Genomic DNA, 12,168 nt, shown 5'->3' with positions numbered 1-12,168 from the left:
AGCGAAGCGGCGGGCGCAGGAACGCCGGTGAGGCCGGCGCCAGAGCCGGGGCGCAGCAAAGCGGCGGGCGCAGGAACGCCGGCGAGACCGGCGCCAGAGCCGGGGCGCAGCAAAGCGGCGGGCGCAGGAACGCCGGCGAGGCCGGCGCCAGAGCCGGAGCGCAGCGAAGCGGCGGGCGCAGCGGGGCGAAGCCGGGACGGCGCGGGCGTTAATGGACGCGCCGCCGGTGACCAACCTTTACCTCAGATCGGAAGTCATGTAATATGAAATATGAGGTAATCGGAAAGAAACTGCACTTCACTAACGAAGGAGGCTTTCCATGTACGAACTGAAAGACAAAGAACTCATTTTTGTTTTTACGGGCCCTAACGGCGCCGGTCGAAGAACGGTAGCTCAAATGTCAGGCAATACGCTAGGGATCAAGCAGGTCATTTCCTACACGACCCGCCCTCCCCGACCGTCCGAAATGGACGGCCAGGACTATCACTTCGTTTCGAGTGAAACTTTCGCAGCGGCTGAAGCCAACAACGAATTCATCGAGGTCGTCGAGATCGACGGCAACCGGTACGGGATTAAAGAGGCCGACGTCGCGGAACAGCTGCAAAAATTCGGTGCCGTTTACCTCGTGCTTAACCGGTTTGGCGCGGAAGCGTTGAAGAAGATTTACGGTGACAAGATCGTCCGTATCTTCATTTACGCCGACCGCGAGACGGTCGAACGCCGTGAGCAAGAGCGTGGAGATTCTCCTGAACTCATCAAGCGCTACATGTCCCACTATGATGAAGAAATGGCTTATAAAGACTCCTGTGAGCACGTTTTCGAGAATCTGGACCTGGCGCATACCGTGTTCGACTTAACCAAAACGCTGGATGAGACTTATTTAAAACGCAACTTGCTCGATCTGGATTAACCGGTAGTACCGTAATTAAGAAAAGCTCCTGGTCGGAGCCCTTAAAGAAGATACTTTCGCGTTCCAGCTTGCTATATTAAGAAAGACCGATGACCCGGATACGGGGTCAGCGGTCTTTTTTAAGCATTACGCATGAGGAGGCCTCCCCATCATGACTATCTTATTTATCGAACCGACGCCAAGTCCCAACACGATGAAAATAACGGTTTCGGAGAAATTGCCCGAGTCCGTACGCCAGACGTATACGAAAGATCAAGCTGCAACTGCGCCGGAGCCTTATAACCGGCTGTTGGCGATCGACGGCGTCCGAGGTCTATACCGCGCCAGCGACTTTATCGCTCTGGACCGGACCCCTAAAGGGGATTGGCAGCAAATCCTGGAGAATGTCCGGGCGCTTCTGGGCGAAGTTACGCCCGGCGCCGGGTCGGAGCTCGCTTCTGTCGATGCTTCGTCTTCTCCGGATACGTCTTATGGAGAAGTTGCGGTGAAGCTGCAGCACTTTCGCGGCATTCCGCTGCAAATCCGCGTATCGGCAGGCGGAGAAGAGAAACGCGCGGCCTTGCCCGAACGATTCTCTCAAGCGGCGGTTCGGGCCGCTTCGGCTTCTCCGAATCTCATTAAAGAACGCTCCCTTGAAGACTGGGATACGCGTTACGGTGAACTGGCCGACGTGCTGGAAGACATCGTGCAGGAAATCGACGCTTCTTACGACGACGCACGTCTGGAAGAGCTTGTCGCCAAAGCCGCGCTAGGCCCCGTCGCCGAAGGCGCGCAAGAAGTAGCCGCGGCCGCGAGAAGAACGCTTTCTTTTGCAGAAACGGAGCGGCAGTTGAAATCGGAGGATTGGAAGCAGCGCTATGCGGCCCTGCAACAAATCAAACCGGGCGCAGACACACTGCCGTTGCTGGTTCTCGCGCTGCGGGATGAACAAACGGCTATCCGTCGTCTCGCGACCGTTTATTTAGGCGACCTGAAGGACGAATCCGTGCTTCCCTATTTGTACCAGGCGCTTAAGGATGCTTCCCCTTCCGTAAGACGAACCGCGGGCGATACTTTATCCGATCTCGGCGATCCGGCTGCGCAGGATGCGATGATCGGCGCCTTGCGCGACTCGAACAAATTGGTGCGTTGGCGGGCGGCGCGTTTCTTGTATGAGGTCGGCGACGAACGCGCATTGCCCGCTCTTGCGGCAGCAGCCGACGATCCTGAATTCGAGGTGCGCATGCAAGCCCGAATGGCGCTTGAACGCATCGAAGGCGGTCATGCCGCCGAGGGCTCCGTCTGGCAGCAGATGACGCGTCGCAACGAGACCTGACATTTCTTACCCGATAATCCCCGTGAATCGTAACGATTTACGGGGATTTTTGCAGCTGCGCCGGAAAGAGTCGATGCCGGAATCTTTCGTACTCTATAATGCTGATAGCTGATATAATAGTCCCATACCGGACTTTAGAACCATGTCTGCAGAATCAGTACTACATCCCTTCGACCTGACTATTGACTTGCTAGAATAAGGAGAGAGTTTCTTGCGCAAAACGATTGCCGTCCTATCGTTAACCGCCGCCGTTGTCATTTCACCCCTTGACGTCTTCGGCCTTACCTTCAACTTCGGGCACGCCTACGCCGCCCCCGTCGCTCCATCCCCCCAATTGGTCATTAACGGCAGCGTCGTGACCGCCGACACGCCCTTTCTATGGGGGGGATTACACGGGAACACTTTATACGCCCCCGCCCGTCTTGTTCTGTCCCGACTCGGCTATGACCTTACCTGGAACAGCGAGGAACAGTCGCTTCAAGCTGCGATCGAGGGCCAAACCGTCCTCCACAAACCGGGCAGCACAACCTGGCTGATCGACGGGTACGTATTCAACTTCGACGATGCCTCCTTGATCCGGGACGGCTCGACTTGGTTGCCCGTACAGCCGGTTGCCGAAGCGCTCGGACAACACCTCGTGTGGAGTCCGCTCACCGCTACTTTATATGTGAAATCGACGCTCGCCGCCTCCATTTCAGAAACGCTCAGCTATGGCTATACGCGGCTTAGCTATGAAGGCGAAACGAAAGACGGCCTGCGGCACGGCTTCGGCCAGCTTTTCGTGGACGGCGTCCTGTGGTATGAGGGCGAATTCGACACGAACCAAATGAACGGTTACGGCAAGCTGTACACCGATGGCCGCCTCCAGTACGAAGGCGGGTTCGTCAAGAACAAACCTCACGGTCAAGCCACCTTCTATTACCCGGACGGCTCTTCCTACATCGGAGAATTCCGGAACGGGCATCAGACAGGGCAAGGCAGCTTCTACGATGCCCGCACCGTCATCCGCTACCGGGGAGAATGGGTAAACGGTTTGATGGAAGGACACGGGGAGATTTTCAACGCCAAAGGCACCATGATCTATTCCGGTGAAGTCCGCCAAAACCGTAGACACGGCTATGGCGTCAGCTACGACGAGGCCAACAAGAAATCGTACGACGGCCAATGGAATAACAACCTCCGCTCCGGTACGGGCAGATCCTATACCCCGGACGGTAAGCTGGCTTACGTCGGCCAATGGAGCGAGGACCGCAAACACGGAAGCGGCTATGCTTACCGAATCGGAAATCTGGATTGGTATGAGCCTAATGATAAGGGTGAGCTGACCAAAACCTCAAAACCAGCGACGGAAATGACGGAGGTTCGCTACCGAAACGATGTTAAAACCATGGAGGGGCAAAAGCTGATCTACTCCGGAGACGTCACAACCGAAGGAATCCCGAACGGAACCGGTAAGTTAAGCAAACAAGGAGGGCTGCAGCCAGCTTCAGGACGGGGGACGCTTTACGCCTACCGTACGTATTATGAGGGTCAGTTCGTGCTTGGGGAGATGACAGGGATGGGGAAATATTACGACGAGCAGGAAGCTCCCGTCTACGAAGGGCAAGTCGTAAACGGCTTGCGTCAGGGACAGGGCCGCGGTTACGAGAACGGCGTGCTCGTCTATGACGGCGAATGGAACCATAACGAGAAAAGCGGTATCGGACGTTCGTATACGTACGACAAAGCGTTTACAGGAGCTTCCTTCGAAGGCCAAGCCTCGCTCCTCATGTATGAAGGACGCTATATCGCGGGCAAGCTTGCGGAGCAGACGGCTGTTTACAAATATTACGGGAATTTCAAACAAGGGGTCCCCGACGGCGTGGGCTCCGTCCTGATGCTTCACGATTATAAGAACGATAGCGGTCCGAAATCGCTCGACAAGGAGCAAGGAACGGCTTGGCTTGTGTATGAAGGAGATTTCAAGGCGGGTGTGCGCGAGGGGAAGGGCAAGCTGTATGAGAACAATACCCTCGTGTACGAGGGAGGCTTCGCTCAAGGCTTGCGCAGCGGCGACGGCACCGGCTACGAGAACGGTATGAAGCATGTCGGGAAATACGCAGCCGATCTCAAGAACGGACAAGGCAGCATCTACGACATGCACGGCACGCTGCGTTATCAGGGAAATTTTAAAGACGGGAAGAAAGACGGCTTCGGTAGAGCTTACACCGAGTTTGGAGATCTCTCCTATGAAGGAAACTATAAAAACGACTTGAAACACGGCTTCGGCAAGCTTTACAGCGAGGGAACGGTCTATTATCAAGGCGAATTTCGCGAAGACAAGACCTTAAGCCAATATTTAAACGAATTAAAGGATACGGAGTAAAGGAGGACTTCCGGCTTGCCAAAGCATTTCTGGGTATTATTCGCGTTGATTTTGTTTCTAGACGCTTATGGCGAAGGGGCCCGCGCCGAAGAACATCCAGGTTCGGGAGTTCCATCAGCTTCCAGTCAGCAGGAAGCCGCATTAACAACCGTGAGCGGAAGCACCTACAGCAGCAAGCTTGCCGGTCTGAGGTTCAGTGCGGGGGCGCTGCAGCCTTCCTTTAGTCCCGAGCAATATGACTACCTATTGCATGCGCCTTATGAAACCGACTTTGTGGAAGTGGAAGTGATTCCGCGAGACCCGAACTCGTCTTTATCGGTCAATACGTTTTGGTTAAAAAACACGAACGTATTTCGCAACCAAAACGCGTTGAGCGTCGGCAATAATTACTTTGAGATCGTCGTAACGGCTCTTGACGGGGATATTTCGATCTATCGGCTGAACATCATACGAGGTGTTCCTTCCAGCGAAAGAAATTTAAAGTCGCTATCTTTCAGTACGGGACGCTTGTATCCGTCCTTCGACCCCAGCGTGACCCAATATACCCTGTATGTCGATCATCCTGTTAAGTTTTATACCGCTATCGCCAGGACGGAAGACGCCTCCTCGCGATTATCGTTTAACGGTACGGCAACGCCCAGCGGAGGTCTTTATACGAACGATGCACCTCTGGAAGTCGGGACTGCCAATACGCTAAATGTCATCGTTTCCGCCCAAGCAGGTGGCTCGAAAACTTACACCATCACGATCAAACGCGCCGAAAACCTTGTCAAATCAACCCCAACCGGACACAGCGGCTTCTACAACACGAGTCCGGTTGCGAAGCCGAATACGGAGACGCTGAAGGAACAGAACGGTCAAGTCAAAGCCGTAGTCGAGATTGTCAAGGACCCTTACGCAGCAGCTCTGGAGGCCAAGAATGAACCGCTTGTTTTTATCGATGCGGCTAGCGGCCAATACCATCACGTGCTGGAGGTCAAGCTGGCCCCCGATCTATGGAAAGCCGCCGGCTATAACGGGAAAGCGCTGGATGTGATCATGAACGATCTGGACGTCGTGCTTAAGCCGGGTCCGGTTCCCCCTGCATCGAAGGATACCGGAGCCCGGCTCTCCTCGAGGAAGCTGGAATTATCCGGTCGCACGGAGTGGGAGCAGAAGCCTCCTACGGCCAGTTACGCGGCGGCCGCGTTCCTCTTGACCTTCGAGTCGTTCGGTACTTATACGGCGCAGTTATCCCATCCGCTTGATATCGCGCTGGAGCTGAATCCGGCGAAAGTTCGCAACGCTTCTTCGCTGGCGGCCTACCGGTATGACGAAGCTTCGAAGCGTTGGCAGTTTCTCGGGGGCGAGCTGAAGCCCGGCAACAGGTACGAGTTCCGCTCCGATACGTTCGGCCTCTTCGCTGTCATGGGCGAGGATCGGTCATTCAGCGATACGACCGGCCATTGGGCGGAAAGCAGCATCGAGATCATGACGACCAAGCGCATCGCAAGCGGGGTCGGCGACGGCAAGTTCGAGCCCGATGCGCCCGTGACGCGTGCGGAGTTCGCGGCGCTGCTGGCGCGCTCCATGGAGCTGCAGGAGCTCCGGACCCTTTCGTTCGCCGATGTGCCCGGGGATGCCTGGTATCGCTACGAGCTTGGCAAAGCGGCGGCCGCCGGGTTCATCGAAGGCATCGACGAAGCCACCTTCGCGCCGCAAGCAACGATCACACGCGAGCAGATGGCGGCGATGCTGATGCGCGCGTACAGCTTCCGAACGAAAATCAGGCTGAACGACATTCTTTTGCCGTCAGCATCGAAGTTCAGCGATGAAGCGAGTGCCTCGCCATGGGCCGCCCGCAGCATTCGATTGGCAGACGCCGTCGGTCTTATGAACGGCTCTCCCGACGACGCTTTTCATCCGAAGGCATCCGCCACCCGTGCGGAAGCGATCGTCGTGCTGCTGCGCCTGATCAACAAAGCTGCCTCCTGACAGCCTATCACCGCCTATCTGACATAGGCGGTTTTCTCATCGGCATGCGTGTCCTTACTTTAGCAGATTAATGATTATACTATAGCTGATTAATGATTATTGATATTAATGTCCTTGCTCTTCATCACAGCTCCGATTTACGCTTGGCTTGACGAATTCGGAAGAGAACGCTACGCTTGGCGTAATTTTAGGGGAAATCATATAGGAGGTAAATGAATGCGTTATGTCATTTGCTCCGGAGGGCAGCTCGGCGATTGGGCCCTCGCGGAATTACGCGAAGGCGATGTGCTGGTCGGCGCGGACCGGGGCGCCCTGTTTCTGGTAGATCGCGGGTTTAGCCCGGATATGGCCCTAGGCGACTTTGACTCGGTTAGCGCCGGGGAGTTGATGCGCATCCGGACAGGCAGCAGGCGGTTTGAGGCTTGCGACCCGATTGCGAAGGACTGGACGGACACGGAGATGGCCTTGCGCTGGGTTCTCGCCCAACAAGACCCTAAGCCCGACGAAGTCGTGCTGCTTGGCGTGCTGGGATCGCGGTGGGACCATTCGCTGGCCAATATCCACCTGCTGCGCGTACTGCTTGAAGCCGGTGTGCGCGGCCGCATCGTCGACGAAACGAACGAGCTGCACCTCGTCGACGGCTCCATGCCGCTGACGCTCGCCCGCACGCGCCATACCTACGTCTCGCTGCTGCCGCTCAGTCTCGAGGTGACGGGCATTACGCTGAACGGCTTTCAATATCCGTTGCTTGACGCAACGCTCACCATTGGGCAATCGCTAGGCATCAGCAATGTCTTGCTGGAACAAACAGGAACAATCCGCCTTCGCGACGGGCTGCTGCTTGCGATTCAAAGTATGGACTAGCCGTAGTTACGAAAAGAAGCCTCCCTTTACATTCAAAAAGGGGGGCTTCTTCTGTTACGTACGCTTCTGCCCTACGACGTCGTCGGTTCAGCTCCTGCCGCCCGGGGCCGCGCCGCACCCGTTGCGGCGCCCGATTGCAGCTGGTACATCCGGTAATACCGGCCCTGCAGCTTCATCAGTTCCTCGTGATTGCCGTGTTCGGCGATCTCGCCCTTGTTCAGCACAAGGATTTGGTCCGCCTCGCGTATCGTCGACAGCCGGTGTGCGATGACGAACGTCGTCCGGCCTTCGCTGACGACGCGCAGCGCTTCCTGGATCAGGCTTCGCTGTCGATGCTGGCCGTCGCCTCGTCGAGGATAAGAATCGCCGGGTCGAAAGCGAGCGCCCGCGCGAACGAGATGAGCCGGCGCTGTCCCGCCGACAGCGTGCTGCCTCGCTCTACTGCGGGTTCGTCGTACCCGCCGGGAAGCTGCTCGATGAACGGCGCGGCTCCGACATCGGCAAGCGCCTTACGCACCTGCTCCGGGGTAATCTTATCGTTGTACAAGCTTTACGTTGAACTTAATGTCCCCGGCGAACAGGAACGGGTCCTGCAGCACGATGCCCATATGCTTGCGCAGCGCCTGCTTGGACAACGTGCCGATTTCGCGGCCGTCGATCCGGATTTCACCGCCCGACGGCTCGTAGAAGCCGAGCAGCAGATTCATGATCGAGCTTTTGCCCGATCCGGTGTGCCCGACCAGCGCGACGGTTTCTCCCTTTCTCACTTCGAATGGAATGCCCTTCAGCACCGGCTCCCCCGATTTGTAGGCGAAGGAGACATTGTCGAACACGACGTGTCTGCAGGCCGGTCCGTCTCTTCGACGCGCACCGGTTCGCCGCCTTCGACATCGAGCAGATGGAACACCTTCTCCGCCGATACGACGGCGCGCTGAGCGTTCATCAATGGGTCGAAGATTCCGATAATCGGCTGGAAAAAGCGCCCAGGTCATCGATAAACGCGTAAAACACCCCGAATTTTGGTTGATACTCCACCGTTTTATTTGAAAAAGTTGCCACCTCCCGCCTCAGGCTCGGCTCAGGATCGGCTCATTGGAACGCGCCCAGCACTACGACCGCCGCCGCCGCAACCATGAAGGCAGGCAGCAAATTGGCCACTTGGATACGGCGCAGCTCAAGCAAATTTATACCGACCCCGATAATCAGCACGCCGCCGACCGCGGTCAACTGCACGATGATCTCATTCAGCAGAACCTTATCCAGCAGCGATGCTATCCATGATGCGCCGAGCGCGATCGATCCTTGGTAGACGAAAATCGGCAGCGAGGAGAACAACACTCCGATGCCCATCGTCGAGGCGAAAACAACCGACAGCAGGCCGTCCATCAGCCCCTTCGTGTACAAAATGACGTGGTCGCCGCGCAGCCCGCTGTCCAGCGAGCCGAGAATCGCCATCGCCCCGATGCCATACACCAGCGTCGCGTTCACAAATCCGGCCGCAAGGCGCCCCTTCGGCCGTTCCCCGCCCCGCCGCCGGGATGGCAGCCGGCTCTCCGCCGCGTACACCGCCCGCTCCAGCGCCTGGCCAAGCTGCTGCAGCCTATGCTCCAGACGCAGCCCTTCGCCGATTAACCCGCCGATCGTCAGACTGATCACGATCAGCAGAAAATTGTCCGATTTCAGTGCCATCGACAAGCCAAGCACCACCAGCGCCAGCCCGATGCCGTGCATCAGCGTCTGCTTCACGCTTTCGCTCATCCGGCCTATTCCGATGCCCAGCAAGCTGCCTGCGACGATCGCCGCCGCGTTCACTATCGTCCCCCATAAAGCCATATCCCGTCCGCACAATCCCTTCTAAGTTTAAGAATGGAACCATCATACCTCGGCTCGGGCCCGGGCACAATAGCCTCGGGTTAAGAACGTCTCCTATGGACATACTTCCTTGCGGGCAGGGGTATACTAACGACCGAATCAGGTATAAGGAGGGTTTTGGCAATTATGGCGGAAGACAAAAGAATGGAGCCCGTTTCGGGCGAAGAAGTGGAGACCGACGGCATCTATGAGAACGAATGGGGACGCGAGGAAACGTTAAAGCGCGGCGACGAGTTTCCATATGATCCAGTGAACGGCCAGACGGAATGGAAACTGACCAGCCTTGCGCTGGAAAGCCAGGAGAACGAAATGTACAAGGACAACAAGGCCAACACGGAAAAGCGCATGCATCTGGACTTCGGCACGAAGGAAGCGAAGGAACGGCCGAGACCGGAGTGAGCAACATAGACTGGCTCAGCCAAGGAACCGCCCGGCACATGGTGCCGTAGGCGGTTTTGGCGTTGTCGGCCGGCTGCGGCTGCAGGGAAACCCGATTCGTCCACTTGATGTTCTCCGTGCTTTCACGACCACGAAAATAGCGCCCTCCTTCACAGGAGCGGCGCTATCCTTATTCCGCTTTACTCGGCGTGCATGATTTTGATCAAGTTCGTCGATCCGGACTTGCCGATCGGCACGCCGGCGGACACGATCACAAGCTCGTCCGGCTGCACGACGCCCGACTGCTTGCCGTGGCGAATGGCTGACTCGAACATCTCGTCCGTCGACGCTACTTCATAACCTTGCACCGGCGTCACGCCCCATACCAAGCTGAGCCGGCGCAGGATTTGCTCGTTGGGCGCTACGGCGACGATCGGCGCCTTCGGGCGGTACTTCGATACCATCCGCGCGGTAAAGCCGCTTTCCGTCGGCGTGATGATCGCCTTTGCGTCCAGCTCCAGCGACGAGCTGACGACCGCTTGGCTGATCACTTCTGTCACGTCCGTCCTATGGAGCGCCGTCCGCTTGATGAACTGCTCGCGATAATCGATCGACGCTTCCATCCGCTGCGCGATCGACGCCATCGTCCGCACCGATTCCAGCGGATATTTCCCGGCCGCCGTCTCCCCGGACAGCATGATCGCATCGGTGCCGTCAAGCACGGCGTTGGCGACGTCGCTCGCTTCTGCCCGCGTCGGACGGGGATTGGACTGCATCGAGTCCAGCATATGAGTCGCGGTGATGACGGGCTTGCCGGCGATATTGCATTTTTGAATCATCATCTTCTGGATATGAGGCACGTCCTCCACCGGCACCTCGACACCGAGATCCCCGCGCGCCACCATCAACCCGTCCGAGACCGCGAGAATGGCATCCAATTCATCGACGCCTTCTTCGTTCTCGATCTTCGAGATGATCTGAATATGCCCCGCTCCCTGCTCCTCCAGCAAACGGCGAATTTCCAACACATCCTCGGCCTTCCGCACGAAGGAGGCGGCGATAATGTCCACGCCCTCCTCCACACCGAAGCGAATATGCTCGATGTCCCGATCCGTTACCCCCGGCAGCGACGTATGCGTCCCCGGCAAATTTACGCCCTTGCGCGGTTTGATGACGCCCCCGTTCATAATCCGGGTATGAATCTCGGTCCCTTCGACCGACTCCACGTTCAACTCGATCAGCCCGTCGTCAAGCAAAATGCGCGAGCCCGGACCTACATCCTTCGTCAGCTCGGCATAATTCACCGCGATCCGCCGTGCGTCGCCTTCGATGGGCTCGGTCGTCAGCGTCAAGCGCCCGCCCGTTTCCAGCATATAAGAGCTGTCCTTTAATTTGCCTATGCGAATTTCCGGACCTTTAATATCCAACAGAATCGCCACCGGCTTCCCGGTTTCCCGTTCGGCCTGGCGCACCTTCGCGATGCGCCCCCGCTGCTCGTCCAAATCGCCGTGCGCCATATTCAAGCGGGCTACGTTCATCCCCGCCTCAATCATTTGCTTCAACATCGGGACATGATCACAGGCAGGTCCCATCGTACATACAATTTTTGTCTTCGGCATCGTTCATACCCTCCGCATCAAGCTCACATTGTCGATGCCATTGTACCCCTCTCATTCGAAAGTGACTATGAATTATAGTACGCTAAGTGTATTATAGTATCATCTTTTTGCGTGTAGTCGTGCACCTTCCACATGGGGAAAAAAGCGGCTCACGATTCACAATTAGACGGAGGTTCGTCCCATGTTAAGCGTAAAATCGGTCTCCCGCCACGCCGGCACGATGCCCTGGTTTGAAGAAAGCGGACAAGAAAACGCCTTATGGTCCTTTATTCTGGTCGGTTACGGCAAGTGTGTGTATTGGCTTGAAGGCGAGAAGGTGCTGCTGGAGAAAGGCGATGTGCTCCTGATCCCGGCGGGAACAAGCTTTTACGGTAAAAGCATCCCGTCGTTATCTCACGAGAAGTACGTCATAACGTTCGCCGTCTCGACTGAAACCGGTTTGGCGCTGCCGATCACCGCGGTCACCCATCCCTTGCACCTGCGTTCGACACAAGCCGACCTGCTGCTCGGCCGTATCCAGACGATGTGGGAGGAGTGGACAGAGCAGTTCCCTTACCGCGAAGCGATGGGCCACGCGCTGCTGCTCGAAATGCTGACCCGTCTCAACCGCGAATGGGATCACGGACCGCGTTCCTCCGTCAAGCATCGCCAGGCCGAAGCGATGAAAGCTTACATCAAGAACCATTACCGCGAAAAGGTGACCAAAGACGAGCTCGCCGCCGCCATCGGCAAGAGTCCCAACTATGCAGCCACCCTATTCCGCCTGACAACGGGGCAAACCATCAGCGATTACGTGCACGCGATGCGCATCAAGACGGCGATCTACATGCTGCGCCATTCACAGCTGACCGTCGGCGATATCGCCGACTAC

General features: G+C 57.0%; 9 protein-coding genes and 2 pseudogenes. 8 read left to right on the top strand and 3 right to left on the bottom strand.

Annotation, left to right across the window (positions count from 1 at the left end):
• The 6 genes and pseudogenes from JMF85_RS06530 to JMF85_RS06505 form a co-directional block, all read left to right on the top strand.
• A pseudogene (locus JMF85_RS06530) lies at positions 1-267 on the top strand (hypothetical protein); the annotation flags it as partial.
• A 52-nt stretch (positions 268-319) separates the two neighbouring features.
• Positions 320-910, top strand: coding sequence for a guanylate kinase (locus tag JMF85_RS06525; protein WP_054800366.1), 591 nt, complete (start codon positions 320-322; stop codon positions 908-910).
• Between the two features lie 151 nt (positions 911-1,061).
• Positions 1,062-2,225 (top strand): conserved virulence factor C family protein, encoded by a 1,164-nt coding sequence (locus JMF85_RS06520; protein ID WP_141336686.1) that lies wholly within the window; start codon positions 1,062-1,064, stop codon positions 2,223-2,225.
• A 211-nt stretch (positions 2,226-2,436) separates the two neighbouring features.
• Positions 2,437-4,590, top strand: coding sequence for a stalk domain-containing protein (locus tag JMF85_RS06515; RefSeq protein ID WP_155614647.1), 2,154 nt, complete (start codon positions 2,437-2,439; stop codon positions 4,588-4,590).
• Positions 4,591-4,605: 15 nt separating this feature from the next.
• Positions 4,606-6,564 (top strand): S-layer homology domain-containing protein, encoded by a 1,959-nt coding sequence (locus JMF85_RS06510; protein ID WP_201317935.1) that lies wholly within the window; start codon positions 4,606-4,608, stop codon positions 6,562-6,564.
• 216 nt (positions 6,565-6,780) lie between these two features.
• A complete protein-coding gene (locus JMF85_RS06505; RefSeq protein WP_127610426.1) occupies positions 6,781-7,428 on the top strand; it encodes a thiamine diphosphokinase in 648 nt (215 codons plus the stop codon).
• A gap of 71 nt (positions 7,429-7,499) precedes the next feature.
• On the opposite strand, the pseudogene JMF85_RS06500 reads toward JMF85_RS06505, so the two are convergent.
• Positions 7,500-8,442, bottom strand: a pseudogene (locus JMF85_RS06500) (ABC transporter ATP-binding protein); the annotation flags it as partial.
• A gap of 75 nt (positions 8,443-8,517) precedes the next feature.
• On the bottom strand, positions 8,518-9,261 hold the full coding sequence (locus JMF85_RS06495; RefSeq protein WP_054798377.1) for a DUF554 domain-containing protein: 744 nt from the start codon (positions 9,259-9,261) through the stop codon (positions 8,518-8,520).
• A 165-nt stretch (positions 9,262-9,426) separates the two neighbouring features.
• On the opposite strand from JMF85_RS06495, the gene JMF85_RS06490 reads away from it, so the two are divergent.
• Positions 9,427-9,699: a hypothetical protein gene (locus JMF85_RS06490; RefSeq protein ID WP_054798376.1), complete on the top strand. Its 273-nt coding sequence runs from the start codon at positions 9,427-9,429 to the stop codon at positions 9,697-9,699.
• A gap of 179 nt (positions 9,700-9,878) precedes the next feature.
• Here JMF85_RS06490 and pyk read toward each other — a convergent pair whose 3' ends face one another.
• The gene (pyk, locus tag JMF85_RS06485) at positions 9,879-11,297 is read right to left on the bottom strand and encodes a pyruvate kinase (RefSeq protein ID WP_054800360.1); all 1,419 of its coding nucleotides are present in this window, start codon (positions 11,295-11,297) and stop codon (positions 9,879-9,881) included.
• A gap of 181 nt (positions 11,298-11,478) precedes the next feature.
• Between pyk and JMF85_RS06480 the strand changes: the two genes are divergently transcribed.
• The coding region (locus JMF85_RS06480; protein WP_201317934.1) for an AraC family ligand binding domain-containing protein at positions 11,479-12,168 on the top strand (690 nt) is incomplete at its 3' end.

The sequence above is a fragment of the Paenibacillus sp. EPM92 genome, assembly GCF_016586185.1.
Lineage (GTDB): Bacteria > Bacillota > Bacilli > Paenibacillales > NBRC-103111 > Paenibacillus_G > Paenibacillus_G validus.
The sequence above is the reverse complement of the archived record's forward strand: the minus strand, read 5'-3'. Positions and strand labels throughout refer to the sequence as shown.

What these genes read in the sequence shown, in the direction of transcription:
- JMF85_RS06525 (WP_054800366.1), top strand. Translation starts at nt 320, where the DNA reads ATGTACGAACTGAAAGACAAAGAACTCATTTTTGTTTTTACGGGCCCT.
- JMF85_RS06495 (WP_054798377.1), bottom strand. Translation starts at nt 9,261, where the DNA reads ATGGCTTTATGGGGGACGATAGTGAACGCGGCGGCGATCGTCGCAGGC.
- JMF85_RS06505 (WP_127610426.1), top strand. Translation starts at nt 6,781, where the DNA reads ATGCGTTATGTCATTTGCTCCGGAGGGCAGCTCGGCGATTGGGCCCTC.
- JMF85_RS06520 (WP_141336686.1), top strand. Translation starts at nt 1,062, where the DNA reads ATGACTATCTTATTTATCGAACCGACGCCAAGTCCCAACACGATGAAA.
- JMF85_RS06490 (WP_054798376.1), top strand. Translation starts at nt 9,427, where the DNA reads ATGGCGGAAGACAAAAGAATGGAGCCCGTTTCGGGCGAAGAAGTGGAG.
- pyk (WP_054800360.1), bottom strand. Translation starts at nt 11,297, where the DNA reads ATGCCGAAGACAAAAATTGTATGTACGATGGGACCTGCCTGTGATCAT.